Genomic DNA, 21,810 nt, shown 5'->3' on the forward strand with positions numbered 1-21,810 from the left:
GGAACCGTGCCAAATGTGGGAGCTGGCTTGCCTGCGATAGCATCACCTCGGTACATCTGAAACACCGAGGTGTCTGCATCGCAGGCAAGCCAGCTCCCACATTAATTGGGTTTTTTCAGGTGGTTAATGGTCAGGCTTTGCTAACCAAACCATCCGCCCGAAACATCCCGCGAATCCCGCGCACGGCCTGGCGAATCCGGTCCTGGTTTTCGATCAGCGCAAAGCGCACGTGATCATCGCCGTACTCCCCGAAACCAATCCCCGGCGACACACACACCTTCGCTTCCAGCAGCAGTTTCTTGGCAAATTCCAGCGAACCCATGGCGGCGTACGCTTCGGGAATCTTCGCCCAGACGTACATCGACGCCTTCGGGTTCTCGACCATCCAGCCCAGCTCATGCAGGCCTTTCACCAAAACATTACGTCGCTGGCGATACTGCTCGGCGATGTCCTTCACGCACTGTTGGTCGCCTTCCAGCGCCGCAATAGCCGCAACCTGCAGCGGGGTGAAGGTGCCGTAGTCGTGGTAACTCTTGATCCGCGCCAGGGCGTTGACCAGTTCCGGGTTGCCGACCATGAAGCCAATGCGCCAGCCCGCCATGTTGTAGCTTTTGGACAGGGTGAAAAATTCCACCGCAATGTCCTTGGCGCCCGGCACCTGCATGATCGACGGGGCTTTCCAGCCGTCATAGACGATGTCGGCGTAGGCCAGGTCGTGCACCACCAGCACGTCGTATTGCTTGGCCAGCGCAATCACGCGTTCGAAGAAATCCAGCTCCACGCACTGCGCGGTGGGGTTGGACGGGAAGCCCAGAATCATCATTTTCGGCTTGGGAATCGAGCCGCGAATCGCCCGTTCCAGCTCGGCAAAGAAGTCCACGCCAGGGATCAACGGCACCGAACGCACCTGGGCGCCGGCAATCACGGCACCGTAGATGTGAATCGGGTAGCTGGGGTTGGGCACCAAGACGGTGTCGCCCTGGTCCAGGGTGGCCAGCATCAAATGCGCTAGGCCTTCCTTGGATCCGATGGTCACGATGGCCTCGGTTTCCGGGTCGATGTCCACCTCATAACGGTCTTTGTACCAGCGCGAAATCGCCCGGCGCAGACGCGGAATGCCTTTGGAGGTGGAGTAGCCGTGGGTGTCTTCACGCTGGGCGACGGTGACCATTTTTTCCACGATATGCGGTGGAGTCGGGCCGTCAGGGTTACCCATGCTCAAGTCGATGATGTCTTCGCCGCGCCGACGCGCAGCCATCTTCAGCTCGGCAGTGATATTAAAAACGTAAGGGGGGAGTCGATCTATGCGCGCAAAGCGGCGCGGCAAACCTTGGTCGGCCATTGTTGCCTCGAGAGTACGTAAGCGCCCGGAACCGTCCGAGCGACGTCGGCCACTGCGGTGGCCTGCGGAGCAGACAATACGGTCGATGATGGCCAGTTGTCCAGATGCGTAGGAAAATTTTCTGCTTGGAGTGCAGGGTGGATATCCCCCTATACTCGATGCGGGTTTGTTCCCTCATAAGAAGGAGACTGTTCGTATGGATCAGCAGACAAAACAACCGTTAGAGCCACGCATGGAAGCCGGCAAGGCACTGGTCATCGCCGGTGTAAAAGGGCGTTATTCAAAGGCCACCATTGGTGATATCCCCAAGCTGTGGGAGCTGTTCGACACCTGTATCAAAGACATCAAAAAGCGCGTCGGCGGCGTGACCTACGGCGTGTGCCATAACCCCAGCCACGGCGAATTCGATTACCTGGCCGGGGTTGAAGTGCCAGGCAAGAGCGACGTGCCCGGCAACTTCGAGTGCGTCGAAATTCCGCCGCTCAACTATGCCGTGTTCCCCCATCACGGGCCGGTGCAGGCGCTTGAGCAGACGTACGAGCGCATCATGTTCGAATGGCTGCCGCACTCGGGCTACAAAGTGATGGGCGCAGATTTCGAGCGCTACAGCGCCGATTTTGATGCGCGCAAAGGCACTGGCAGCGTGGAAATCTGGTTGCCGGTTGGCGAAAGAGGCTGACCGCCGCCCCTGTAGAAGCATGGGAGTTACCTTGTCCTGGGATGATTCCAGGGAACTCATTCAGCCGCCGAAGCTGTTTTGGTAACCCTGCGCAGATTGTCGGATAGCTCTCGCGACTTCGGGGGCTAACCGGCAGTACTCGTCTTCGCGTTTGAGCACCACTTCCAGGGTTTGAAGTAACGCCTGGATGCGCGCTTCGGGATTTTCGACTTCGCAGGTTCGCGCAAACTCAAGAATGCCCAAACGTGAGGCAAACAGAGATTTGTTACCGGACAAAGTCAACGCGAGCGAGTCTTCGGGAATATAGGCAGTGGTGTTCACAATGTCGTAAGCCGGCGCGAGCCGCGTGTCCGCTTTGATTGGATCACTGTAAAGCACGCCGAAATTCTTCAAATGAGCATCGCCGTTACCCACGATGCAACTCAGTGCCACGCTGTCGAACAATTGCGCGAGCGAGCTATGGATGTTTTCTGGTGAACAGAACACGCGCACGGCTTTGGCAACGGCGGCGTAGCTCTTGGTGTATTTCTGTTCGGTAGACAGGCCCATGAGCGTAGTCATGTCTTCGAAGCCTAACGGGTTGAGCTGCTCGTCCCGGTCAAAGCGTCGCATGATGAACAATTTGTGGTTCTGAGACAGGTAAAACGGCGGCACGTGAAGGCCAGCGTCCCGAGCAATTGACATGCACAGGTATTCATTAATGGCCAACCCCGGAAACTCTTCGCGCCCGCTTTTGATGATCAGATCGTCTGTTTTTGAGGTGAATTTTTGATCGGGCGTTTGAGGTTTTTCCGGCACCAGCACTTTGGGCTGTACGCCGGAAATGCCCGCTCGCAGGATGTAGCGGTCTACCAGTTCGACGAACAGATCTTCCGCGCCGTCCCAGGCGAGAATTTCGTCGAGATTCTCTCCCGTTGCGGGAGGGCTGTTGCGCTGGATCAACGCGTTGACCTGGTCTGACGACACAAACACCCGGCCGATCGGGGCACTGCTACACGACAATGCCAACAACAGCATGGGGTCGACTTTCACGGTCTTGGCGAGGCGATTGCGCAATTGCTCCAGCACGTAGCCTTCCGGCAAGTTCATCTGGAAGATGGGGTGGAGTTCTCGGCGGCGATATTCTTCTGCCCGAACCGGCATCGTCAGGCTGACTGCGTTTTGTGCCTGCGCTTCGGAGCCGTAGCGAAACAAATAGTCTTCGGCACTCACCAGCACACTACCGCTTTCGCCTTGAGGAGTATGCACGCGCAAATGAGGGTTATTCATTGAACAAATCCTCCAGCTCCTCCAGCGTTGGCAGGGTTACCGGTACCAATTTGAATTCGCTGCCCAAGGCTGCGATGGCCCGGGCATAGGCATTCATCGACACTGAAAGGCTTCCTTTTTCAATGTCGATCAGTTTTTGCCGGGTAATCCCCGCCAACTTCGCCAGATCCGCCTGTTTATAGCCACGATTGAGGCGCAGGGCTCTTAGTTGCTGACCGAGTCGCTGAGTAATAACGGAAGTGTCCATGTCACGTATTCATTACCTTGATAATCATAAGTTACGTATACGTTACATTTTATTGTTGTCAATATTGCCCCGACCAAATACCCATTTCAGCCTGCGCTCATACCCGATTCTGCCCTTATACGCCTCCCCGTTATCCACCCAGCCAGCCCCCAGATACAAACGCATCGCCGCCACATTGTCCGCGTCCACCGACAACTCCAGCGCCTTGATCTCTGGCCACGCCTGCAATGCCGTCTCGGGCAGTGCCTGCAAACACGACTTGCCAAACCCTCGGCCCTGTTGCGCGCGATCCACTTGCAGCGCGTGCAGCGTGGCGCTGTGTTCATCCGCCCAATGGGGCAGGCACGGCGGGCGTTTGAGCAGGAGGAAGGCGACGGGTATTGCGTCGGCGAGCAGGGCGAAGCCTTTGACGCTGGCAGGGTTGGGATTGACCAGCAGGCTGTTGAGCGCGCAGTAGATATCCCCGGAATACGCCAGCTGTTCGGGGTGCACTTGCAGGGTGTCGAGTTGCTGTTTTTGCACGAGGCTCAGCGTCTCATAGGGGACGAGGCGGGTTTCCATCGGGGGTGCATCCAGAATCCTACAAAGAGGCTGGATTCTATCGGGTTTGCCGCAGGCGGGCTTCCGGGTTTTTCAACCCGAGGTGTACCACATGTTTAAAGTGCCGGGTCTGGAATCGATGACTCGAGCATCAGCCCCAACATCCAGCTCCCCGCAGGCCCCGGCGGATGGTGGCGCGACCACAGCACATCCACCGCCACCGAGCGTGGCCAGCTGCGCACTGTCAGTTCAACCAAGCCCGCATTGCCAAACCGCTCCACCAGCCAGCGCGGCAGCGCCGCCCAGCCGAAACCGAGTTGAGCCATCTCCATCAGCATCAGAAAACTCGGTGCCGACCACACGCGGCCAGTGGGGCGTATCTCGTTGGGGTTGATGACGCTTGCCAGGCGCAGTTCGCGGTGTTGCTGCAAGGTTTGCGGGTCGATGCCCTGCAGGCTGGCCAGCGGATGCGTGGGGGCGACGAACAGCGCGAGTTCCGCGCGCTCCGCCACCGGGGCACGGCTCAGGTCGGGTGGATAGATCTCCTGGGCCTCGATAAACGCCATCTGCGCCCGGCCGCTTTGCACCAGGTCGATCAAGTCTTCGCACTCGGCAATCAGCCATTCCAGCTCCAGGTCCGGGTAGCGTTGTTCAAAAGCCTTGAGGGCGATTTCGAAGCGCTCCGACTGGTAGGTGTCGGACATGGCGATACTGACTTTCGGCTCCAACCCTTGCGACAACTGGCTCGCCGCCATCTCTAATCGGCTGCTGGCTTCCAGCACCTGTTCGGCCCGTTGCAGCAGCACATGCCCGGCTGGCGTCAGCGTCGGTTTGCGGCTGCTGCGATCAAACAGCACCACATCCAGGTCAATCTCCAGGCTTGCCACCGCCGCGCTGACGGTGGACTGGCTTTTGCCGAGCTTGCGCGCCGCCGCAGAAAACGAGCCTTGGGTGGCGGCCTGCACAAACGCCTGCAGCACTTCGTTTGAAGCCATGACTATCGCCTTGGTCGATGGTAATTGGTTATGAAGTATCGAGTCAAAGGGTAATCATGGCAACCATCGTCACTCACGGAGCGCTGGTTATGAGCCCTAACAAGTCGATTACTGAACGCGTTTGCCAAGCCTTGGGGTTTGAAGGCTTGGCCTTGTTGATCTGTACGCCGCTGTTGGTCTGGATTACCGGCCGACCTGCCCTGGAAATGGGTGCGGTAACCTTGGGCCTCAGCCTGCTGGCGCTGACCTGGAACATCATTTTCAACAGCCTGTTTGACCGCTTGAAAGTGCGCCTGCAATTGTCCGGTGGCGCCCGGACTCGGGTGTTGCACGCGCTGATGTTTGAAGGCGGGCTGATTATTGTCGCCGTGCCGCTGATCGCGGCGTGGATGAACATCAGCCTGATGCAGGCGTTTATCCTCGACATCGGCGTGTTGCTGTTTTTCCTGCCGTACACCTACGTGTATCACTGGGTGTATGACGTGATTCGGGAAAAAGTCGTACAGCAACGTGTGCCGAGTCAAGCGTGAACGAGGCCACGAAATCAACAAACGCCTGTCAGGAATCTGCAGGCATGAAGGCTGGCGCAGCCTGTTTAAAGGAACATGCCACCCGAGGCTTCAATGCGCTGCCCGGTGATCCAGTTGCTGCCGTCGGCCAACAGAACCGAGAGCGCGCCGCCGATATCGTCCGGCAAACCGACGCGGCCCAGGGCCGTGTTGTTGGCAACCATGCTGTTCACCTGCGTGTTGTCGCGTACGGTGCCGCCGTTGAAGTCGGTGGCGATCGCGCCGGGCGCCAGGGTGTTGACGGTGATCCCGCGCGGGCCCAACTCCTTGGCCTGATAGCGCGACAGCACTTCCACGGCACCTTTCATCGAGGCGTAGGCCGAAGACCCCGGCAGGGTGAAGCGCGTCAGGCCGCTGGAGATATTGATGATGCGCCCGCCATCACTGATCAGCGGCAGCAGTTTTTGCGTAAGGAAATACGGCGCCTTGAAGTGGATCGCCACCAGTGTGTCGAACTGTTCTTCGGTGGTGTCGGCATAGCTGGTATGCGCGCCCACACCGGCGTTGTTGATCAGAAAGTTGAAGTGATCCTGTGCGAAAACATCCTTGAGGACGCGGCCGACTTCGCCGACAAAGTCATTGAAGGTGCCGCTCTGGCCCACATCCAGTTGCAGCATGGCGGCGCGACCGCCCAAGGCTTCAACCTGTTCGACCACGGCTTGAGCCTCGGCCGCAGCGCTGTGGTAAGTGCCGATGATGTCGACGCCTTGGGCTGCCAGGTGCAATGCTGCGCTTTTACCGAGGCCGCGGCTGGCGCCAGTGATCAGTGCGATTTTACGAGACATGGTGGATTCCTCTGAGTGATCGTGGGACTGAGTGTATTTGTCCGCCCATAACGTGATAAACAGCGCTATATCGGAAACACTGGCCGGATAAGGCGAACAATCCCATGAACAAGCTTGAGCTGTTGCGCACCTTCGTGCGGGTCACTGAATTGTCGAGTTTTACTCAAGCGGGAGAGAGCCTGGGCTTGCCGCGCTCTACCGTGTCCGAGCATGTGCAGGCGTTGGAGGAACTGCTCGGCGCGCGCTTGTTGCAACGCACCACGCGCAAGGTGCAGGCGACCCAGGACGGGCGAGTGTTGTACGAGCGCAGCAAGGATTTGCTCTCGCACATGGAAGAACTCGAAGGCCTGTTTCGCCAGGACGAGGCGCAGCTCAGCGGGCGTATTCGCGTGGACATGCCCAACGTGATGGCGCGGGAATTGATCCTGCCGCGCCTGCCAGCGTTCATGGACGCGCACCCGTTGATCGAGCTGGAAGTCAGCAGCACCGACCGCCAGGTCGACCTGCTCGCCGAAGGGTTCGACTGCGTATTACGCGTGGGCGCGCAGCCCGACCAGTCGGTGGTCGCGCGGTTGCTGTGCAACATGCCGATGATCAACTGCGTGAGCGCAGGCTACGTGCAACGCTACGGCAAGCCCGAAACTCTGGCCGACCTGGCCCATCATTATCTGGTGCATTACGTGCGCCCCTTGGGCTCGCGCTCGCCGGGGTTTGAATACGTGCAGGGCAACAAAGTGCAGCGAGTGCCCATGGCCGGGCGGGTTACGGTTAACAGCACCGATGCCTACAGGGCGGCCTGCGTGGGCGGCTTCGGCATTACTCAGGTGCCAGCCCTGGGCGTTCGCGATCTACTCGCCAGCGGCGAGCTGGTGGCGGTATTGCCGCAGTACCCGGCCCCGGCGCTGGATGTGTCGTTGCTTTACGCGGGTCAGCGGCATCTGCCGCAGCGAGTGCGGGTGTTTATGGACTGGCTGGCCGCCACCTTGCAATCCCAGCTCTAACGCCCGTCAGCTAAGGTGAATACGGTCATTGTGGCGAGCGGGCTTGCCCCGCGTTGGGCTGCGAAGCGGCCCCAAAATAGAAGAATGCGGTAGGTCAGACACTCCTCTGAGCCTGGTTTCAGGGCCGCTGCGCAGCCCAACGCGGGGCAAGCCCGCTCGCCACAACAAGCCCGCTCGCCACAGCAAATCCAGTCGCCACAGTGACTAGCGCCGCGCCGACAATTGCTGCGGCGCCAGGAAGGCGTCGTGGAAGTAATCACGAAACGCCTGCATCGCCGGGGTAAACGCGCGCTCGCGGTGCCAGGCCAGGCCCACGCTCATCGGTGTGACCGGGTCAGTCACGGTCAATGTTTCGATGCGTTTGCCTTCCAGTGACCAGGGCCGGTGCACCAGGTCCGACAGAATTGCCACGCCGCTGCCGTTGGCGACCATGCTGCGCACCGCTTCCACCGAACTGGTGCGCAGCCGCACGTCAGGCGTTTGCCCGGCGTGTTCCCAATAGCGCATGGCGCTGTGTTCGGCCTCGTCGACGGTGAGCAAGATGTAGGGTTCCCGGGCCACATCCGCCAGGCTCACGGCGCCGCGGTCGCACAGCGGGTGATGGCTGGGCAGCCACAGGCGGCGTTCCGAGTTGAAGAGGATTTCGGAGACGATATCCGGGTGGGTCAGGTTGGCGGTGAGTACCACGGCCATGTCAAATTGGCCGTCGAGAAGGCCGTGCTCAATGGCCTGGCGCTCCTGCTCGAACACTTCAATGGTCACGTCCGGGTGCCAGTGCTCCATGCGTTGCAGGTGGTGGGGCAGGAAATAACCCAACACGGTGTAGCTGGCGGCGACACGCAGTACGCCGCTGGCGCGGTAATCCGGCAGAGGGCTGTTCAGCGCATCGTCCACACTGCGCACGATCACATAAGCGCGGTTCAGAAAGTGCCGCCCGGCGTCGGTCAGGTTCATGCCCTGGGCCGAACGCACGAACAGCTGCACGCCGAGCATGGCTTCCAGCTCCTTGATCGCGGTGGTCACCGCCGACTGGGAAATGTTCAAGTGAATCGCCGCCTGGGAAATCTGGCCGATTTCGGCGGTGGCGATGAAATAGCGGACTTGTCGCAAGGTCAGGGACATGGCTTTATCTGTTTTTCAGAAGATGGGCCATCTGATAATAGATCTTCCCAAGGGGTCAAGCCGCGGCCTACTTTCAGCCATCACCTTTTTGGCGGAGCAGCCCCGATGCAGGCAGTGGATTTCAATTCAGACATGGGCGAAGGCTTCGGCCCCTGGACCATTGGCGACGGCGTCGACGCCGAGCTGATGGCCTATATCAGCTCAGCCAATATCGCCACCGGCTTCCACGCCGGCGACCCCGGCACCATGCGCCGCACCGTCGAGCGCGCCAAGCAACTGGGTGTGGCCATCGGCGCGCACCCGGGCTTTCGGGATTTGGTCGGGTTCGGGCGTCGGCACATCAACGCACCGGCCCAGGAATTGGTGGACGACATGCTCTACCAACTCGGCGCCCTGCGGGAAATCGCCCGTGCCCAAGGCGTGACCCTGCAACACATCAAGCCCCACGGCGCGCTCTACATGCACCTGGCCCGTGACGAAGAAGCGGCGCGGTTGCTGGTGCAAAACCTGCAAATCATCGAGCCGACGCTGTTGCTGTACTGCATGCCGAACTCGGTCATCTGGCGGGTTGCCACCGAACTGGGGCAGCCGGTAGTGCGCGAGTTTTACGCTGACCGTGAGTACGACCTTACGGGCTCCATCGTGTTTACCCGCACTGTTCGTGCATTGGACCCGGCAACGGTGGCGGCGCGCGTCTTGCGTGCATGTCAGACCGGGTTGGTAAAAACGGTAGAGGGCGAAGACCTTTCTATTGAATTCGATTCCATCTGCCTGCACAGCGACACCCCCGGCGCCTTGGAACTGGTGGAAGCCACGCGTGAAGCTCTGGACAAGGCGGGCATTGACGTCAGAACCCCCCAATAAGATCGATCCGTCATTTTTTGCCTGCCTTTCTACAATGATTCCAAGAGGAACAGACATGGCTCAAACGTCCCCCATTCGCTACAGCTTCGGCGGTGATGAACACCTGTTTGCCGAGGTCAGCGACAGCATGTCCCTGGAGGCCTTTTTCAAAGGCATGGCGGTGACCCGCGCCGTCGAGCGCCTGGCCCTGGAAGGTGTGCTGGATGTGTGCCTGGCCAATGCGTCGTTCCAGATTCGCTTTGACCCCGACCGCATTGCGCCCCATGTGCTGCTCGACGCCGTGCAAAGCGCCGAAGCCCAGGCCGTGACCGAACGCACCTTGCACACGCGCATTATCGAAATTCCGGTGCTCTACAACGACCCCTGGACCCATGAAACCCTGATGCGCTTTCGCGACCGCCACCAAGACCCTACGGGCACTGACCTGGAATACGCCGCACGCATTAACGGGCTGGCCGACGTCGACGCATTCATCGCCGCTCACAGTGGCGCGCCGTGGTTTGTGTCGATGGTTGGCTTTGTCGCGGGCCTGCCGTTCATGTTCCAGATGGTCGCGCGCGCGCGGCAGTTGCAGGTGCCCAAGTACCTGCGCCCGCGCACCGACACGCCGAAACTCACCCTCGGCCATGGCGGTTGTTTTGGTTGCATCTACTCGGTACGCGGCGCCGGCGGTTACCAGATGTTCGGCGTAACCCCGGCACCGATCTACGACCCGGCGCAGCAGTTGGCCTACCTCAAGGAACACATGGTGTTCTTCCGCCCCGGCGACATCGTGCAGTTCAAACCTATTGACCGCGATGCCTATGACCTGGCTGTCGCGGAGGTAGACGCGGGCCGTTTCGACCTGCGGATTCGCCCGGTGGAATTCTCCCTCGACGCCTTTCTCGCCGATCCCATCGGCTACCCGAAAACCCTGCAGGAGGCGCTGGCATGATCAAGGTTCTCAAACCCGGCCTCGCCACCTCCGTACAAGACCTGGGCCGCGAAGGCTATTACCACTTGGGCATCCCGCCCTCCGGCGCGTTGGACCAATACGCCTTGAGTGCGGCCAACCACCTGGTGGGCAACCCGGTCGGCGCGGCGGGCCTGGAATGCACGCTGATCGGGCCTGAGCTTGAGTTCCAGGAGGACGCGCTGGTGGCTCTGAGCGGTGCCTTGATGTCGCCGCGCCTGGACGGCGAAGTGGTGCACCAGGACACCGCGTTCCAGGTACGCGCCGGGCAGGTGCTGCGTTTTGAATTTCCCAAGGCCGGCGCGCGGACGTACCTCGCGGTGGCCGGAGGCATTGATGTGCCGCTGGTGCTCGGCAGCCGCTCGACCTACACGCTGGGCGCGCTCGGAGGGTTTCAGGGGCGGCGTTTGCAGGAAGGCGATGAATTGCCCATCGGCGAGGCCAGCGGCCAGGGCCGCGCGGGCAACAGTTTGCCCATGGCCTTGCGCCGCTCGGTGGGCGGCGATGTGACCTTGCGCGTGGTGCCGGGGCTGTATTACGAGCGCCTGACTTCTGCGGCCAAGAGCAGTTTTTTTGCCGAACCCTGGACGGTCGGTTCCGAGGCGGACCGCATCGGTTACCGCTTCAAGGGCGGCAGTGCGTTGAGCTTTCAGCCACGGGAGCAGCCGTTTGGCGCGGGGTCGGATCCATCGAATATCGTCGACAGTTGCTACCCGATCGGGTCGATTCAAGTCCCTGCGGGGTTGGAACCGATTGTGCTGCACCGCGATGCGGTGTCGGGCGGTGGGTACGCGATGATTGGCACGGTGATCAGTGCGGACCTGGATTTGATCGGGCAGATGCAGCCGAATCAACGGGCGGGGTTTGTGGCGGTGACACTGGAGGAAGCCTTGGAGGCGCGGCGGGTTTACAAAAAACGGCTCAAAGCGATGGCCGGACTCTTCAACAACTGACGTAACGCAGAACCAAATGTGGGAGGGGGCTTGCTCCCGATAGCGGTGGGTCAGCTACAGATAAGCTGACTGATCCACCGCCATCGGGAGCAAGCCCCCTCCCACATTTTGAACCTCTGTTGGGTCAGAACAGTTTGGTGAACAGCCAGTAGAGGCTGCCCGACAGCAAAATCGCCGCCGGCAACGTCAGCACCCACGCCAACGCCAGATTGCGGATGGTCCTCATCTGCAAGCCACCCCCATTGGCCACCATGGTGCCCGCCACACCCGACGACAACACGTGCGTCGTCGACACCGGCAACCCATAGATGTCTGCCGCGCCGATGGTCAGCATGGCCACCATTTCGGCCGAGGCGCCTTGGGCGTAAGTCAGGTGGGTCTTGCCGATCTTCTCGCCCACCGTCACCACGATGCGCTTCCAGCCAACCATGGTGCCAAGGCCCAGGGCGATGGCCACGGCGATCTTCACCCACAGCGGAATAAAGCGCGTGGAATTATCGAGCTGTTCCTTGAACAGTTTCAGCTTGCCTAGGGTGTCAGCGTCAAAGTTGCCGACCTTGCCCTTGTCCATCAAGCGAATGGTTTCGCTGGTCAGGTACATGTCGTTACGCACGTTGCCGACGGCTTCGGCGGGCACTTTGGCCAGGGAACCATAGCCTTTTACTTCGTCACCGATGTGCCCGGCCAGCGCGGCGAGGGCAGGCACCAGCTCCGGCGTGGCTTCCTTGGTGCGCACATAGGTCGAAAGAATCGGGCGCGGGTCACCTGCCAACGGTTGCGGCGCGCTTTTCACCAGGGCCACCTGGGTCACTTCAGCCACTGCCGCAAACTGCATCGATTGCTCGGCGGGCATGGCGCGGTTCAGCGCGTAGGCCATCGGCAGGGTGCCGACCAGAATCAACATGATCAGGCCCATGCCTTTCTGGCCGTCATTGGAACCGTGGGCGAACGACACGCCGGTGCAGGTGGCGATCAGCATGCCGCGAATCCACCATGGCGGCGGGGTGTCGCCTTTCGGCGCCTTGTACAGCGCGCGGTTTTTCACAAAGGCGCGCAGGGCCAGCAACAACAACGCAGCAAAGGCAAAACCGATCAGCGGCGACAGCAGCAGCGCGTAACCAATCTTGGTCGCCTGGCCCCAATCCACACCGCTGGTGCCGTCACGCCCGTGCATCAAGGCATTCGCGACGCCGACACCGATGATCGAGCCGATCAGCGTGTGCGAAGACGAAGCCGGCAAGCCCAGCCACCAAGTGCCGAGGTTCCACAGGATGGCGGCGATCAGCAGGGCGAAGATCATTGCGAAACCCGCCGACGAGCCTACCTGCAAAATTAGCTCGACCGGCAGCAAGGCGATGATGCCGAACGCCACCGCGCCGCTGGAGAGCAGCACCCCGAGAAAGTTGAAGAACCCCGACCACACCACCGCAAAATGCGGTGGCAGCGAGTTGGTGTAGATCACCGTGGCGACGGCGTTGGCCGTGTCGTGGAACCCGTTGACGAATTCGAAACCCAGGGCAATCAACAGCGCCACGCCGAGCAGCAGGAACGGCGTCCAGGTGGTGACCACCGTGCCGAGTTCGTGCATGTCGTGCATCAGGCTGTAGGCGGTAAACAGCAGGCCCATGGCGAGCACGGCGAAGAACATGATCACCGTCACCAGGCCCGGTTTTTTGTCCAGCCGTGGTTTGGCGTCTGTGGGTGAAGCGGTATTGGAGGCAGTCAGGGAAGGGGTGGCCATGCCGGAGCATCCAGTGTTGTGAAGGATGTTTGTCATGATCATTGCAGAATGTTACAGAGATGCTGCGGTGAGTCAGTGTTTGGGGAATTGGGGGTGCCACTTGTCCAATAAACACTGCATAACTAATGTCATAGTGCAATCAATGTGGGAGCTGGTTTGCCTGCGATTGCTGGCTGTCAGGCACTGAAAAAGTGGCTGATAGATGGCCATCGCAGGCAAGCCAGCTCCCACAGTTTGATTGCATTCCAGGTTAATAGTCTTTGCGCTTTCTGAAGGCCCAGCGCCCGGCAATTACGGTGAAAGTTGCCACCAGCGCCACCAGAATCCAGAAGCCTTCCGGGTCGGTTGAAAGCGGTACACCGCCCACGTTCATGCCGAAAAATCCGGCAATGATGTTGATCGGCAGCGCCAGCACCGTCACTACGGTCAGTGTAAACAGCGTGCGGTTGCTCTGTTCATTGAGGTTGGCTGCGATCTCTTCCTGCAACAGCTTGATGCGCTCACCGAGGGCCGTGAGGTCGTTGATGATCAGCGCGAACTCCTCAGTGGATTTGCGCAGCTCCTTCACGTCTTCCTTTTGCAGCCACTGCGGCGGGCGGTTGAGCAGGCGCAGCAACGAGCCCGGTTCCAGCGCCAGCAGGCGTTGCAGGCGCACCAGCACCCGGCGTGCGGCACCGAGTTCGGCGCGGTTGGTGGAGAGGTGCGAGGACAGCAACTGGTCTTCGATATGGTCGACGCTGATGCTGGTCTTGCGCACGATCTGGGTGAGCACTTCGCCCTGGTCGCGCAGCAGATGCACCAGCAACTCCAGCGGTGAGCGAAAGCGTTCACCGGCCTTCACCGACGAGCGCAGTTTGTCCACCGAGTGCAGTGGTTGCAGGCGCGCACTCACCAGCAAGCGGCTGCGAGCGCACACCCACAGCGTGGAAATATCCGAGGACACCATGCTGCTGAAATTGAACACCACGTCGTTAACCACCGCCAGCAAGGCCGAGTCCACGTGTTCGATGCGCGTTGAGCGCGAGCCTTCGTGCAACGCTTCGAAAAACTCCTCCGGCAACGACAGGTGCGCCTGCATCCAGCGCTCGCACGCGGCGTGAGCCAGGTTCAGGTGCAACCAGAGGAATTCTTCCGGGTCTTGCGGCGCCTGCAAGGCGGCCAGCGCCGTGGCTGAGTCAATCTGCTCGCCCTTTTCGCCGGGGCGAAAACGAAAACCGTAAAGCAAGCCAAACAGATCGGGATCCTGGTGGCTGTGATCAATGCTGTGGTTCATGGAGGCTCGCAGAAAGAGCGCCTGTAGGACGTTTCACAGGTTCGCGTGTGCGAATCATTGCAAGGAAATTTGACATTTTTGTGACGGTTTTGAATTTATTTCGACGCGGTGACATTTTATTGACCGTTTGTCAGCAACCGTTCAAGAAGCGTCTGGAATGGCCGATTCAAGGCATAACGAACTGCTGTGAATAGGCGGTGGTTTCGATAACAAGGAAGTTACGGCGTGCATGCACCCTTTCCCTTGTATCGAGGCTTTTCCCGATGAATGTTTTGCGAACCTCCTTGAGAGCCCAGATCTTGTCGCTGCTCGGTGGCAGCCTGCTGGCGATGTTGTTGATCGCCCTGGCCTGTTTCAACTTCCTTTCCAATGGCGTACAGAGTTATCGCAGCCTGATCGAGGGGCCGCTGCTCACCTCACAATTAATCGATGAGGCCAACCTGCAATTCAAAGTGCAGGTACAGGAATGGAAAAACGTGTTGCTGCGCGGCAAGCAACCGCAAGACATGGAGAAATACTGGGGCCAGTTCCAGGACCGGCAGCGCGATGTGCAAGGCATCCTCGCGCGTCTGGTGACTCACACGCATGACGACGCGGCGCTGAACCAGCGCATCGAAACCTTGCGTCAGGCGCACCAACAACTGGGCGTGGCTTATCAGAAAGGGCGCGATGCCTACCTGGCTGCCGGCGCCGAAGCGAGCGCGGGTGACGCTGCGGTCAAGGGTGTGGACCGCGCCACCAGCGAGCAGATGAGCGCGTTAGTCAGTGACTTGCGCGAGCAAGGCGCGAAGCAATCGGTGGCCATCAGCGCTTACGCCGAGCGCACAGTCATGGTCGGGCTGGCCATCATGTTGCTGTCAGGTGTGTTGATCGGTCTGTTCAGCTTGTGGCTGATCAACCGTAACTTGATCTTGCCGATTCGCGGTTTGATCGACTACGTGACTCAATTGAGCCACGGCCGCTTTGCCGAACGTGTCGCCAGTCGCCGCCAGGATGAATTGGGCCATCTGGCCGCCGCCGCCAATACCCTGCGAGATTTCCTTGCCGAAACCTTCAGCCGCCTGCAACGCAGCGCCACGGACCTTGTCGGCGCCAGCGGCGAGTTGAACTCGATCGCCGGGCAAATGGCCACCGGCACCCATGATCAATTTAACCGCACCGATCAGGTGGCCACGGCGATGACTGAAATGTCGGCCACCGCCCAGGAAGTTGCACGCCACGCGGCCAGCGCATCGCGTGCTGCCGATGAGGCGGATCAATCGGCGCGGGAGGGCGGTGAAGTGATGCAGGTCACCATCGCCACCATTGGCCAGATGCGCAACGAAATCCTCAACACAGGCACTATCATCCGCCGCCTCGAAACCGACAGCGTGCGCATCGGTAAAGTGTTGGAGGTGATTCGTGGGATCGCCGAGCAGACCAACCTGCTTGCTCTCAATGCGGCCATTGAAGCCGCACGCGCTGGTGAGGCCGGGCGTGGTTTTGCGGTGGTGGCCGATGAGGTGCGCAGCCTGGCGCAACGCACGGCGGCATCGATCATCGAGATCAACCAGATTATTCATGCCGTGCAAACCGGCGCGGTGGATGCGGCGCAGGCGATTATGAGCGGGCAGTCGTGCAGCGATGAGAGCGTGTCGAAAGTCACCGAGGCTGGCGCGATGCTCACCCATATCACCCAAGCCGTGGAAGCGATCCGTGACATGAACCGCCAGATCGCCACCGCCGCCGAGGAGCAGACCTCGGTGGCCGAAGATATCTCGCGCAACATCACGCAGATCACCGCCGTCGCCACCACGAATATGGACAATGTGCAGCGCACCGAAGTGGCGAGCCAGAACTTGCGCGGGTTGTCGAGTGAGCTGAATGAGGTAACCGCGCGTTTGGGTGCTTGATCAGTCTGTCGGCAAACTGAACGTAAAAACCGTGCCTTGCTGTTCGGTGGTAGACACGCTCAGTTCACCGCCGTGGGCGTCAGCAATCTGCTTGACGATATACAGCCCCAAGCCCAGGCCGGCCTGGGGCGTATGGTGGGTCGGACGTGAATAAGGCTGGAACAATTGCGGCAGGGCCTGATCGTCGATCTGTCCGGGGTTTTTCACTGTCAGGTTGAAATGGCCGCGTTCGATGTGCGCGGTGACTTCCACCGGGCCATCGTGGCTGCCGTGGTGGATGGCGTTGGCCACCAGGTTGGAGAGCAATTGCGCCAGCCGGTTGCGGTCGCCGTACACGCCGCGCAGGTCGCCGATATCGGCATAGATAAGGCGCTGCGGGTGCACGCTTTGCACCTCGGACACCACATGTTGCAGCGCCTCCTGCAAATCCTTGCAGTCGCCCAAGTGAAGTGGAATACCGCTGCCCATGCGGCCCCGGGCGAAATCCAGCACGTCTTCGACCAACTGCGCAGCACGTCGGCCGCTGGTGAGGATGTGGCGCACCAGCGGGTCGGTGGTCGGGTTTGGGTGCTTGCGCAACAGCCGTTCGGCGCCAAAGTTGATGGCGAACAGCGGGTTGCGCAGGTCATGGCCGAGTACGGCGATAAATTGCTCGCGCAGCTCGGCGGTGCCGCGTTCTTCCAGCAGGTCGTTTTCGGTTCTCTGCTGGTTTTCCTCGGCTTCGATTTGCAGCGACAACACCCGCGCAAACGATTCCATGGTCGACTGGATCGTGCTGCTGCGCAGTTGGGCGGGGTTGGGGTCTAGCGCGCAAATGGTGCCGAAGAAGCGTCCGTCGGTGCGGAAAACCGGCACCGAAATATAGCTTTCGAATTGGTAGATGCGCGGGGTGTGATGGTCGCAAAAGAGCGGGTCTTCGCTGGCCTTGTCGATCACTACCGAGCGGTGCGAGCCGCGAATTTCGTGGCAAAGGGTGGTCGTCAGGTCCAGCTCGCCACCGACGCCAAGGCCGAATTCCAGTTGATCCAGCACGGCGCAGGCAGTCCAGGTCTCTTCGGTGACGCGCGCGACGGCCGCAAAGCGCAGTCCGGTCATGTCGCTGATGACTTTGAGCATCGCAGGTACAGCGCTGATGCGGCCAATGGTGGCAATGTCGGCGGCTTTTTGCCCCATTAAGTAATCTCGATCCGAAAGGTGCTGGCTATAGAGGGGGATTTTAGCGACCTTACACCTTGTAGGTGTAATTTCATTCAGCGTATTAGGTGCTTTTCCTACAATTAGCTGACGAGCACGCATAAAAAAACCGCGTCACTCTTAAAAGTGACGCGGTTTTTTTGGCGTTGGAATTATGTGTCTTGCTTGTTTTCCAGCACTTCGCCGGTTTTGGCGTCGAGCTTCACGTCCCACTTCTTGCCGGCGGTGTCAGTCAGGTCTGTTTCGTAGACCAGGCGACCGGCTTCGTGATCCAGCTCGGTGTCGGCGATGGTCGCGCCGGGGTGTTTGGCCAGGGCAGCGGCGTTGAGTTTCTCGAACGCCATCACATCGCCGGATTTGAGCAGGGCTGGAATCTGGTCCGGACGGACATCAGCCTGGGCCAGGCCGGCAGTCAGGGTCAGGGCGGTAGCGGCGAACAGGGCAGTCAGTGTCTTCATGGTCAGTGTCCTTGTGGGTGAGCTGTTTAAGTGGCGCCAGATTAACCAGCGCAACTTAATTCATCCTTAATGGCGCACTGACACCAGCGACTCAGTAGCCGTTGTCCTTCAGCAGGTCCGACACGCTCGAGGACGGCCAGCGCTTGAAGTACTTCAGCAGCTCGGCGGCGCGGTTGGTGAAGATGCCATCGACCCCGGCCTTCATCACTTTGTCGAAGTCCACCGGCTCATCCACGGTGTACACATGCACCAGCAGGCCCTTGTCGTGGGTCAGCTTGTTCATTTCAGGCTTCACCAGGTCGGTGTAGCTCTGATCACCATGGTTGGTCAGCTCAGCCGAAGGGCCGGTGCCGATGGCGCCGAGGCTCTTGGCTTCGTCGACCCATTTTTCGAACTCGGCTGCGTCTTTTGGCTCTTGCTTGGCGTAGTAGGCGGCTTTGGTGGCTTCGCCGGACTCAGCGAACGTCTGCGTGGACTTTGGCTCGATGCTGCCTGGGCCAACCCACAACAGCAGGATTTTCGGGGTGTTGGGCATTTCTTTCTGCAGCTCTTTCAAGCTGTCTTTTTCAAACGTTTGCAGCACGACGCGGCCTTTGCCCTGGCCCACGCCAGTGTTGCTCTTGCCCAGCTTGGAGCCGGCGGAGCTCAACCAGCCTTTGTCCAGCAGCTTGTTTTTCAGGTCGGCTTCGATGCCCGGAAACTGCTTGGGCTCCTTGGTTTCGATGTACAGGCCGGGTTTGTGCTGCGGGTTGCCTTCGGCGATCTTGATGATTTCGTCCAGGCTCTGGATTTTCAGGCCGACGAAAGCCGGGCGGGCGCGGTCCGGGTAGGCGGCGTTGAACCAGCTGCCAGCGTCCAGGGTGCGCAGTTCGGCCCAGGTGAACTCGTTGGCCGGGGCGTCCTTGCGGTCTGGGAACTTGGTGGCCACGTCAGTGGTGCGTTGCAGGTTGTTGTCGTGGAGGGCGAACAGCACGCCGTCCTTGCTGCGTTGCAGGTCCATTTCCAGGTAGTCGGCGCCGAGGTCGCGGGCGAGCTTGTAGGAAGCGGCGGTGGATTCGGGGGCATCAAAGGACGCGCCACGGTGGGCGATGACGGCCGGGTACGGAATGCCTTCGTTTGTTGCCAATTCAGCCGGGCTGATCGGGTCGGCGGCCTGTGCCTGGGAGAAGCCGAGCATCAGGGCGAGCAGCAAGGCACTCTTGGTAAACGTGACAGGCATATGCGAAGTCCTTTCGTGGAGGTAACTTTGAGAAGGCGTCCTTTTTAACAATTGATTGCGAAAGGCGCTATCACCAAACCGACAATAACGTGCGCACGGCCCATTTTCTTGGTTTTTTTGTGCAGTGTTGCAGTACTCTTGGCCGAAGCCGCCCCGTTAGAGGGCAGTCATTTCTGCCACGCGTGTAAACCATCTTTCCAGTCCCTGTGGGACTTTTCAGTGAGGTTTACCATGCGCATCACATCCGAACTCATCTGCCAGGCTGCCGACGACCTCCACGGTTTTGTTGGCCTGAACCGCAAGACCGGCCACTACATCGTGCGTTTCAGCGAAGATGCCTTCGGCATGGACGTGGCCGATGACGGCATTATTCCCACCGCTGAATTTGTCTGGTTGCCGGCTGCGGAGCACACCATGACTCTGTCGCGCGAGCGTATTCAGTTGCTGCTGGACCACAATATTGATGAGCGCATCAACATTACCGAGCCGCTACGCGCGTACATGCGCCGGGTGGAGATCCCGCAGATCAGTGCGTTGCGCAGTTTGGTGAGCTAGCTCGACATTTTTGCAGGTCAAACGAAGATCAAACGGTGGGAGCTGGCAAGCCAACTCCCACCGTTTTTAAACGGCGTTGAAGCTGTAAGACCGCTCGACCTTGCAAACACGCGTATGAAACGCCGAATACCAAGTGGTACGCCCTTGTTCACGCACCGCTCGATGCTCAGCCTGCTGTTTCCAGGCCAGAATCGCTGCTTCGCTGTCCCAATAGGACACGGTGATCCCCAGCCCATCCTCCCGCGCTGACTCCACCCCGAGAAATCCCGGCTGCTCGCGTGCCAGTTCGAGCATGCGCGTGGCGGCCTGGCCGTAGCCTTGGTCGCCCTCGGTGCGCAGTGAACTGAAAATTACCGCGTAGTACGGCGGCGCGGGCGTGGTGGCGATCATGCCGACACCGCCTGGCACGCCTTGAGCAGCGCAATCGCCAATGGCGGCGTGATGCCCTTGAGCGCTGCGCGTTCCGGCTGAAATAGGGTGGCGACGAAAAATGGATGGTCCAGCAACTCGACGGCGCGCAGGTCACCCGCCGAGTCATGGCCAGTGGCAATCAGATTGCCGTCGAGCAGCGCGCTGGCGAATTCGGGGTTGATCCCATAACGGCAGCGGTAACCTTCCTCTATATCGGCAGTGCCGTAGGCGTCGGCAATGCGGGTGTATGGCGCCAGGCGCACGGTGTCGGTGGCCTCAACCAGTGAACACGTCAGCGGCGTGATGACGGCGCGTTTTGCCTGCGGGGCCAGTTCGCCGTGTTCGGCATCAGCCCAGCACAATACGTTGCGGGCATATTCCAGCACCGCGTGTTGAAAACCGCCGCAGGTGCCGAGGAAAGGGCGCCGCTGTTCGCGGGCAAAGCGGATCGCCCGCAGTGCGCCGTCGGTGTCGCGGTAGGGGCTGGCGGGTACGCACCAGAAGCCGTCGAAGGCATGCAGCGGGGTGGTGGAGGTGAGCGAATCCGTATCCAGCCATTGCACGTGAACGTTGACGCCCAGGCTGTCGGCCGCCCGTTGCAGGGCGACGGGAATGGCTTGGTGAGCAACCACGTCAGGGTTGTAATCGCCGATCAGGGCGAGGTGCAAAGTGGTGGTTTTCATCGTGTACGTCCCATGGCTTGTGGTGTCTTGGTGGGCACTATAGATTGGCGCTCACGCAATCAATATTGGCGTTTACCCATATGCTCAATGCAGCCACGCACTATCAAATTGACTACGCTGACCTGTCGCTGGTGCTCGCGCTGGTGCGCGGTGGCACGCTGGGGCGGGCGGCGGCGTTGTTGCGGGTGGATGTGTCGACGGTGTTTCGTGCGGTGCGGCGGCTGGAGGCTGCGCTGGGCCAGACGCTGTTTGAAAAAAGCCGCGCGGGGTATCTGCCCACGGGCCTGGCCAGCAACCTTGCGCAGCAGGCCGAATGCGCTGAACAAGCCCTGGAGGCTGCGCGGGTGGGTGTGGAGCAGGGCGGGGAGGTGATCAGCGGGACGGTGCGTCTGACCTGTACCGACTCGGTGCTGCAAGGGTTGCTGTTACCGGCGCTGGCGCAGTTTATGCCGGCTTATCCGGCGTTGACGCTGGAGTTGAGTACGTCTAATGATTTCGCCAACTTGAGCCGTCGCGATGCGGACATTGCTTTGCGTTTGACCAAGACGCCGCCCGAGCACCTTGTGGGGCGTTGTTTGGGGGTGGTGAGGTATCAGGTGTGCGCCAGCGCGGGGTTTGCGCGGCAGCATGCAGGCCGGGAGCTGGCCGACTTGGCGTGGATTGCGCCGGATGATTTTTTGCCGGATCACCCGACGGTTGTTTGGCGGCGTGAGCAGTTGCCGGGGGTGCGGCCGAGTTATCGCTGTAACAGTATGTTGTCGGTCACTGAGCTGGTGCGTGCGGGGTTGGGGGTGGCGGCGTTGCCGGATTTTCTGTTGGGTGAGGGGTTGGAGCCGTTGGGGGCTGCTTTGCCGGGGCGGGATACTGCGTTGTGGTTGTTGACGCGGCCTGATTGCAGGGCGCTGCGGTCGGTGGTGACGTTGTTTGATGAGTTGGGGCGGTGTGTGAGGCTTTGATATGAGTACATATCCGTTGCTGCGGTGATGGCTGCTTATGGTTCCGCTCTTACAGCGGGTCACTTTTGGCAAACGCCCCAAAAGTAACCAAAAGGTCTTCGCCCCACCAC

Annotated in this window: 23 protein-coding genes; 9 read left to right on the top strand and 14 right to left on the bottom strand. The window is 60.2% G+C overall.

What is annotated here, in order from left to right; translation table 11 throughout:
* Nucleotides 1-130: 130 nt before the first annotated feature.
* Complete coding sequence (gene alaC / locus Q7C20_RS22275; protein WP_375070257.1) at nt 131-1,342, bottom strand: alanine transaminase; 1,212 nt, start codon at nt 1,340-1,342, stop codon at nt 131-133.
* A gap of 196 nt (nt 1,343-1,538) precedes the next feature.
* Between alaC and Q7C20_RS22280 the strand changes: the two genes are divergently transcribed.
* Nucleotides 1,539-2,021, top strand: a complete 483-nt coding sequence (locus Q7C20_RS22280; RefSeq protein ID WP_375070259.1) for a GyrI-like domain-containing protein — start codon at nt 1,539-1,541, stop codon at nt 2,019-2,021.
* Nucleotides 2,022-2,081: 60 nt separating this feature from the next.
* Here Q7C20_RS22280 and Q7C20_RS22285 read toward each other — a convergent pair whose 3' ends face one another.
* From Q7C20_RS22285 to Q7C20_RS22300, 4 genes are all read right to left on the bottom strand, one after another.
* Entirely contained in the window at nt 2,082-3,290 is a 1,209-nt protein-coding gene (locus Q7C20_RS22285) for a type II toxin-antitoxin system HipA family toxin (RefSeq protein WP_375070261.1), read from the bottom strand.
* Complete coding sequence (locus tag Q7C20_RS22290; protein ID WP_348057851.1) at nt 3,283-3,537, bottom strand: helix-turn-helix domain-containing protein; 255 nt, start codon at nt 3,535-3,537, stop codon at nt 3,283-3,285. The genes Q7C20_RS22285 and Q7C20_RS22290 overlap by 8 nt, the downstream gene beginning before the upstream one ends.
* A gap of 42 nt (nt 3,538-3,579) precedes the next feature.
* Nucleotides 3,580-4,098: a GNAT family N-acetyltransferase gene (locus tag Q7C20_RS22295; protein WP_375070264.1), complete on the bottom strand. Its 519-nt coding sequence runs from the start codon at nt 4,096-4,098 to the stop codon at nt 3,580-3,582.
* Nucleotides 4,099-4,193: 95 nt separating this feature from the next.
* Complete coding sequence (locus Q7C20_RS22300; protein WP_375070266.1) at nt 4,194-5,072, bottom strand: LysR family transcriptional regulator; 879 nt, start codon at nt 5,070-5,072, stop codon at nt 4,194-4,196.
* 89 nt (nt 5,073-5,161) lie between these two features.
* Here Q7C20_RS22300 and Q7C20_RS22305 point away from each other — a divergent pair, with 89 nt between their 5' ends.
* Entirely contained in the window at nt 5,162-5,602 is a 441-nt protein-coding gene (locus tag Q7C20_RS22305) for a multidrug/biocide efflux PACE transporter (RefSeq protein ID WP_375070268.1), read from the top strand.
* Between the two features lie 65 nt (nt 5,603-5,667).
* On the opposite strand, the gene Q7C20_RS22310 is transcribed toward Q7C20_RS22305, so the two are convergent.
* Entirely contained in the window at nt 5,668-6,426 is a 759-nt protein-coding gene (locus tag Q7C20_RS22310; RefSeq protein WP_375070270.1) for an SDR family NAD(P)-dependent oxidoreductase, read from the bottom strand.
* Between the two features lie 104 nt (nt 6,427-6,530).
* Between Q7C20_RS22310 and Q7C20_RS22315 the strand changes: the two genes are divergently transcribed.
* The gene (locus Q7C20_RS22315; protein WP_375070272.1) at nt 6,531-7,427 is read left to right on the top strand and encodes a LysR family transcriptional regulator; all 897 of its coding nucleotides are present in this window, start codon (nt 6,531-6,533) and stop codon (nt 7,425-7,427) included.
* Nucleotides 7,428-7,631: 204 nt separating this feature from the next.
* Here the strand turns inward: Q7C20_RS22315 and Q7C20_RS22320 are convergent, their stop codons facing one another.
* The gene (locus tag Q7C20_RS22320; RefSeq protein ID WP_375070273.1) at nt 7,632-8,549 is read right to left on the bottom strand and encodes a LysR family transcriptional regulator; all 918 of its coding nucleotides are present in this window, start codon (nt 8,547-8,549) and stop codon (nt 7,632-7,634) included.
* 105 nt (nt 8,550-8,654) lie between these two features.
* Between Q7C20_RS22320 and Q7C20_RS22325 the strand changes: the two genes are divergently transcribed.
* Genes Q7C20_RS22325 through Q7C20_RS22335 form a run of 3 tightly spaced genes read left to right on the top strand, consistent with a single transcriptional unit; the run spans nt 8,655 to nt 11,318 of the window.
* Nucleotides 8,655-9,413, top strand: a complete 759-nt coding sequence (locus Q7C20_RS22325) for a 5-oxoprolinase subunit PxpA (protein WP_375070275.1) — start codon at nt 8,655-8,657, stop codon at nt 9,411-9,413.
* 55 nt (nt 9,414-9,468) lie between these two features.
* The gene (locus Q7C20_RS22330) at nt 9,469-10,347 is read left to right on the top strand and encodes an allophanate hydrolase subunit 1 (protein ID WP_375070277.1); all 879 of its coding nucleotides are present in this window, start codon (nt 9,469-9,471) and stop codon (nt 10,345-10,347) included.
* Nucleotides 10,344-11,318 (top strand): biotin-dependent carboxyltransferase family protein, encoded by a 975-nt coding sequence (locus Q7C20_RS22335; RefSeq protein WP_375070278.1) that lies wholly within the window; start codon nt 10,344-10,346, stop codon nt 11,316-11,318. The genes Q7C20_RS22330 and Q7C20_RS22335 overlap by 4 nt, the downstream gene beginning before the upstream one ends.
* A gap of 124 nt (nt 11,319-11,442) precedes the next feature.
* Here Q7C20_RS22335 and Q7C20_RS22340 read toward each other — a convergent pair whose 3' ends face one another.
* A complete protein-coding gene (locus Q7C20_RS22340) occupies nt 11,443-13,059 on the bottom strand; it encodes an inorganic phosphate transporter (RefSeq protein ID WP_375070280.1) in 1,617 nt (538 codons plus the stop codon).
* Between the two features lie 250 nt (nt 13,060-13,309).
* The gene (locus tag Q7C20_RS22345) at nt 13,310-14,332 is read right to left on the bottom strand and encodes a transporter (RefSeq protein ID WP_348060816.1); all 1,023 of its coding nucleotides are present in this window, start codon (nt 14,330-14,332) and stop codon (nt 13,310-13,312) included.
* A gap of 263 nt (nt 14,333-14,595) precedes the next feature.
* Between Q7C20_RS22345 and Q7C20_RS22350 the strand changes: the two genes are divergently transcribed.
* Entirely contained in the window at nt 14,596-16,224 is a 1,629-nt protein-coding gene (locus Q7C20_RS22350) for a methyl-accepting chemotaxis protein (RefSeq protein ID WP_375070282.1), read from the top strand.
* On the opposite strand, the gene Q7C20_RS22355 is transcribed toward Q7C20_RS22350, so the two are convergent.
* From Q7C20_RS22355 to Q7C20_RS22365, 3 genes are all read right to left on the bottom strand, one after another.
* Entirely contained in the window at nt 16,225-17,397 is a 1,173-nt protein-coding gene (locus Q7C20_RS22355; RefSeq protein ID WP_375070284.1) for an ATP-binding protein, read from the bottom strand. It abuts the gene before it with no gap.
* Nucleotides 17,398-17,570: 173 nt separating this feature from the next.
* Nucleotides 17,571-17,876, bottom strand: coding sequence for a PepSY domain-containing protein (locus Q7C20_RS22360; protein ID WP_375070286.1), 306 nt, complete (start codon nt 17,874-17,876; stop codon nt 17,571-17,573).
* Nucleotides 17,877-17,967: 91 nt separating this feature from the next.
* Nucleotides 17,968-19,095, bottom strand: coding sequence for a glycerophosphodiester phosphodiesterase (locus Q7C20_RS22365; protein WP_375070288.1), 1,128 nt, complete (start codon nt 19,093-19,095; stop codon nt 17,968-17,970).
* A gap of 231 nt (nt 19,096-19,326) precedes the next feature.
* On the opposite strand from Q7C20_RS22365, the gene Q7C20_RS22370 reads away from it, so the two are divergent.
* Nucleotides 19,327-19,650, top strand: coding sequence for a DUF2025 family protein (locus Q7C20_RS22370; RefSeq protein ID WP_375070290.1), 324 nt, complete (start codon nt 19,327-19,329; stop codon nt 19,648-19,650).
* A gap of 66 nt (nt 19,651-19,716) precedes the next feature.
* On the opposite strand, the gene Q7C20_RS22375 is transcribed toward Q7C20_RS22370, so the two are convergent.
* Both Q7C20_RS22375 and Q7C20_RS22380 read right to left on the bottom strand, forming a co-directional pair.
* Nucleotides 19,717-20,040 (bottom strand): antibiotic biosynthesis monooxygenase family protein, encoded by a 324-nt coding sequence (locus Q7C20_RS22375; protein WP_375070291.1) that lies wholly within the window; start codon nt 20,038-20,040, stop codon nt 19,717-19,719.
* Nucleotides 20,037-20,744, bottom strand: coding sequence for a CTP synthase (locus tag Q7C20_RS22380; protein WP_375070293.1), 708 nt, complete (start codon nt 20,742-20,744; stop codon nt 20,037-20,039). The genes Q7C20_RS22375 and Q7C20_RS22380 overlap by 4 nt, the downstream gene beginning before the upstream one ends.
* Nucleotides 20,745-20,824: 80 nt before the next feature.
* On the opposite strand from Q7C20_RS22380, the gene Q7C20_RS22385 reads away from it, so the two are divergent.
* Nucleotides 20,825-21,700 carry a LysR family transcriptional regulator gene (locus tag Q7C20_RS22385; RefSeq protein WP_375070295.1) on the top strand — a complete coding sequence of 292 codons (876 nt, stop codon included), beginning with the start codon at nt 20,825-20,827 and terminating at the stop codon, nt 21,698-21,700.
* The last annotated feature ends 110 nt before the right edge of the window (nt 21,701-21,810 follow it).

It is taken from the genome of Pseudomonas sp. AMR01 (assembly GCF_041946035.1).
Lineage (GTDB): Bacteria > Pseudomonadota > Gammaproteobacteria > Pseudomonadales > Pseudomonadaceae > Aquipseudomonas > Aquipseudomonas antarctica_B.

Coding starts and splice junctions, on each gene's coding strand:
- alaC (WP_375070257.1), bottom strand. CDS start 1,342: ATGGCCGACCAAGGTTTGCCGCGCCGCTTTGCGCGCATAGATCGACTC.
- Q7C20_RS22280 (WP_375070259.1), top strand. CDS start 1,539: ATGGATCAGCAGACAAAACAACCGTTAGAGCCACGCATGGAAGCCGGC.
- Q7C20_RS22285 (WP_375070261.1), bottom strand. CDS start 3,290: ATGAATAACCCTCATTTGCGCGTGCATACTCCTCAAGGCGAAAGCGGT.
- Q7C20_RS22290 (WP_348057851.1), bottom strand. CDS start 3,537: ATGGACACTTCCGTTATTACTCAGCGACTCGGTCAGCAACTAAGAGCC.
- Q7C20_RS22295 (WP_375070264.1), bottom strand. CDS start 4,098: ATGGAAACCCGCCTCGTCCCCTATGAGACGCTGAGCCTCGTGCAAAAA.
- Q7C20_RS22300 (WP_375070266.1), bottom strand. CDS start 5,072: ATGGCTTCAAACGAAGTGCTGCAGGCGTTTGTGCAGGCCGCCACCCAA.
- Q7C20_RS22305 (WP_375070268.1), top strand. CDS start 5,162: ATGAGCCCTAACAAGTCGATTACTGAACGCGTTTGCCAAGCCTTGGGG.
- Q7C20_RS22310 (WP_375070270.1), bottom strand. CDS start 6,426: ATGTCTCGTAAAATCGCACTGATCACTGGCGCCAGCCGCGGCCTCGGT.
- Q7C20_RS22315 (WP_375070272.1), top strand. CDS start 6,531: ATGAACAAGCTTGAGCTGTTGCGCACCTTCGTGCGGGTCACTGAATTG.
- Q7C20_RS22320 (WP_375070273.1), bottom strand. CDS start 8,549: ATGTCCCTGACCTTGCGACAAGTCCGCTATTTCATCGCCACCGCCGAA.
- Q7C20_RS22325 (WP_375070275.1), top strand. CDS start 8,655: ATGCAGGCAGTGGATTTCAATTCAGACATGGGCGAAGGCTTCGGCCCC.
- Q7C20_RS22330 (WP_375070277.1), top strand. CDS start 9,469: ATGGCTCAAACGTCCCCCATTCGCTACAGCTTCGGCGGTGATGAACAC.
- Q7C20_RS22335 (WP_375070278.1), top strand. CDS start 10,344: ATGATCAAGGTTCTCAAACCCGGCCTCGCCACCTCCGTACAAGACCTG.
- Q7C20_RS22340 (WP_375070280.1), bottom strand. CDS start 13,059: ATGGCCACCCCTTCCCTGACTGCCTCCAATACCGCTTCACCCACAGAC.
- Q7C20_RS22345 (WP_348060816.1), bottom strand. CDS start 14,332: ATGAACCACAGCATTGATCACAGCCACCAGGATCCCGATCTGTTTGGC.
- Q7C20_RS22350 (WP_375070282.1), top strand. CDS start 14,596: ATGAATGTTTTGCGAACCTCCTTGAGAGCCCAGATCTTGTCGCTGCTC.
- Q7C20_RS22355 (WP_375070284.1), bottom strand. CDS start 17,397: ATGGGGCAAAAAGCCGCCGACATTGCCACCATTGGCCGCATCAGCGCT.
- Q7C20_RS22360 (WP_375070286.1), bottom strand. CDS start 17,876: ATGAAGACACTGACTGCCCTGTTCGCCGCTACCGCCCTGACCCTGACT.
- Q7C20_RS22365 (WP_375070288.1), bottom strand. CDS start 19,095: ATGCCTGTCACGTTTACCAAGAGTGCCTTGCTGCTCGCCCTGATGCTC.
- Q7C20_RS22370 (WP_375070290.1), top strand. CDS start 19,327: ATGCGCATCACATCCGAACTCATCTGCCAGGCTGCCGACGACCTCCAC.
- Q7C20_RS22375 (WP_375070291.1), bottom strand. CDS start 20,040: ATGATCGCCACCACGCCCGCGCCGCCGTACTACGCGGTAATTTTCAGT.
- Q7C20_RS22380 (WP_375070293.1), bottom strand. CDS start 20,744: ATGAAAACCACCACTTTGCACCTCGCCCTGATCGGCGATTACAACCCT.
- Q7C20_RS22385 (WP_375070295.1), top strand. CDS start 20,825: ATGCTCAATGCAGCCACGCACTATCAAATTGACTACGCTGACCTGTCG.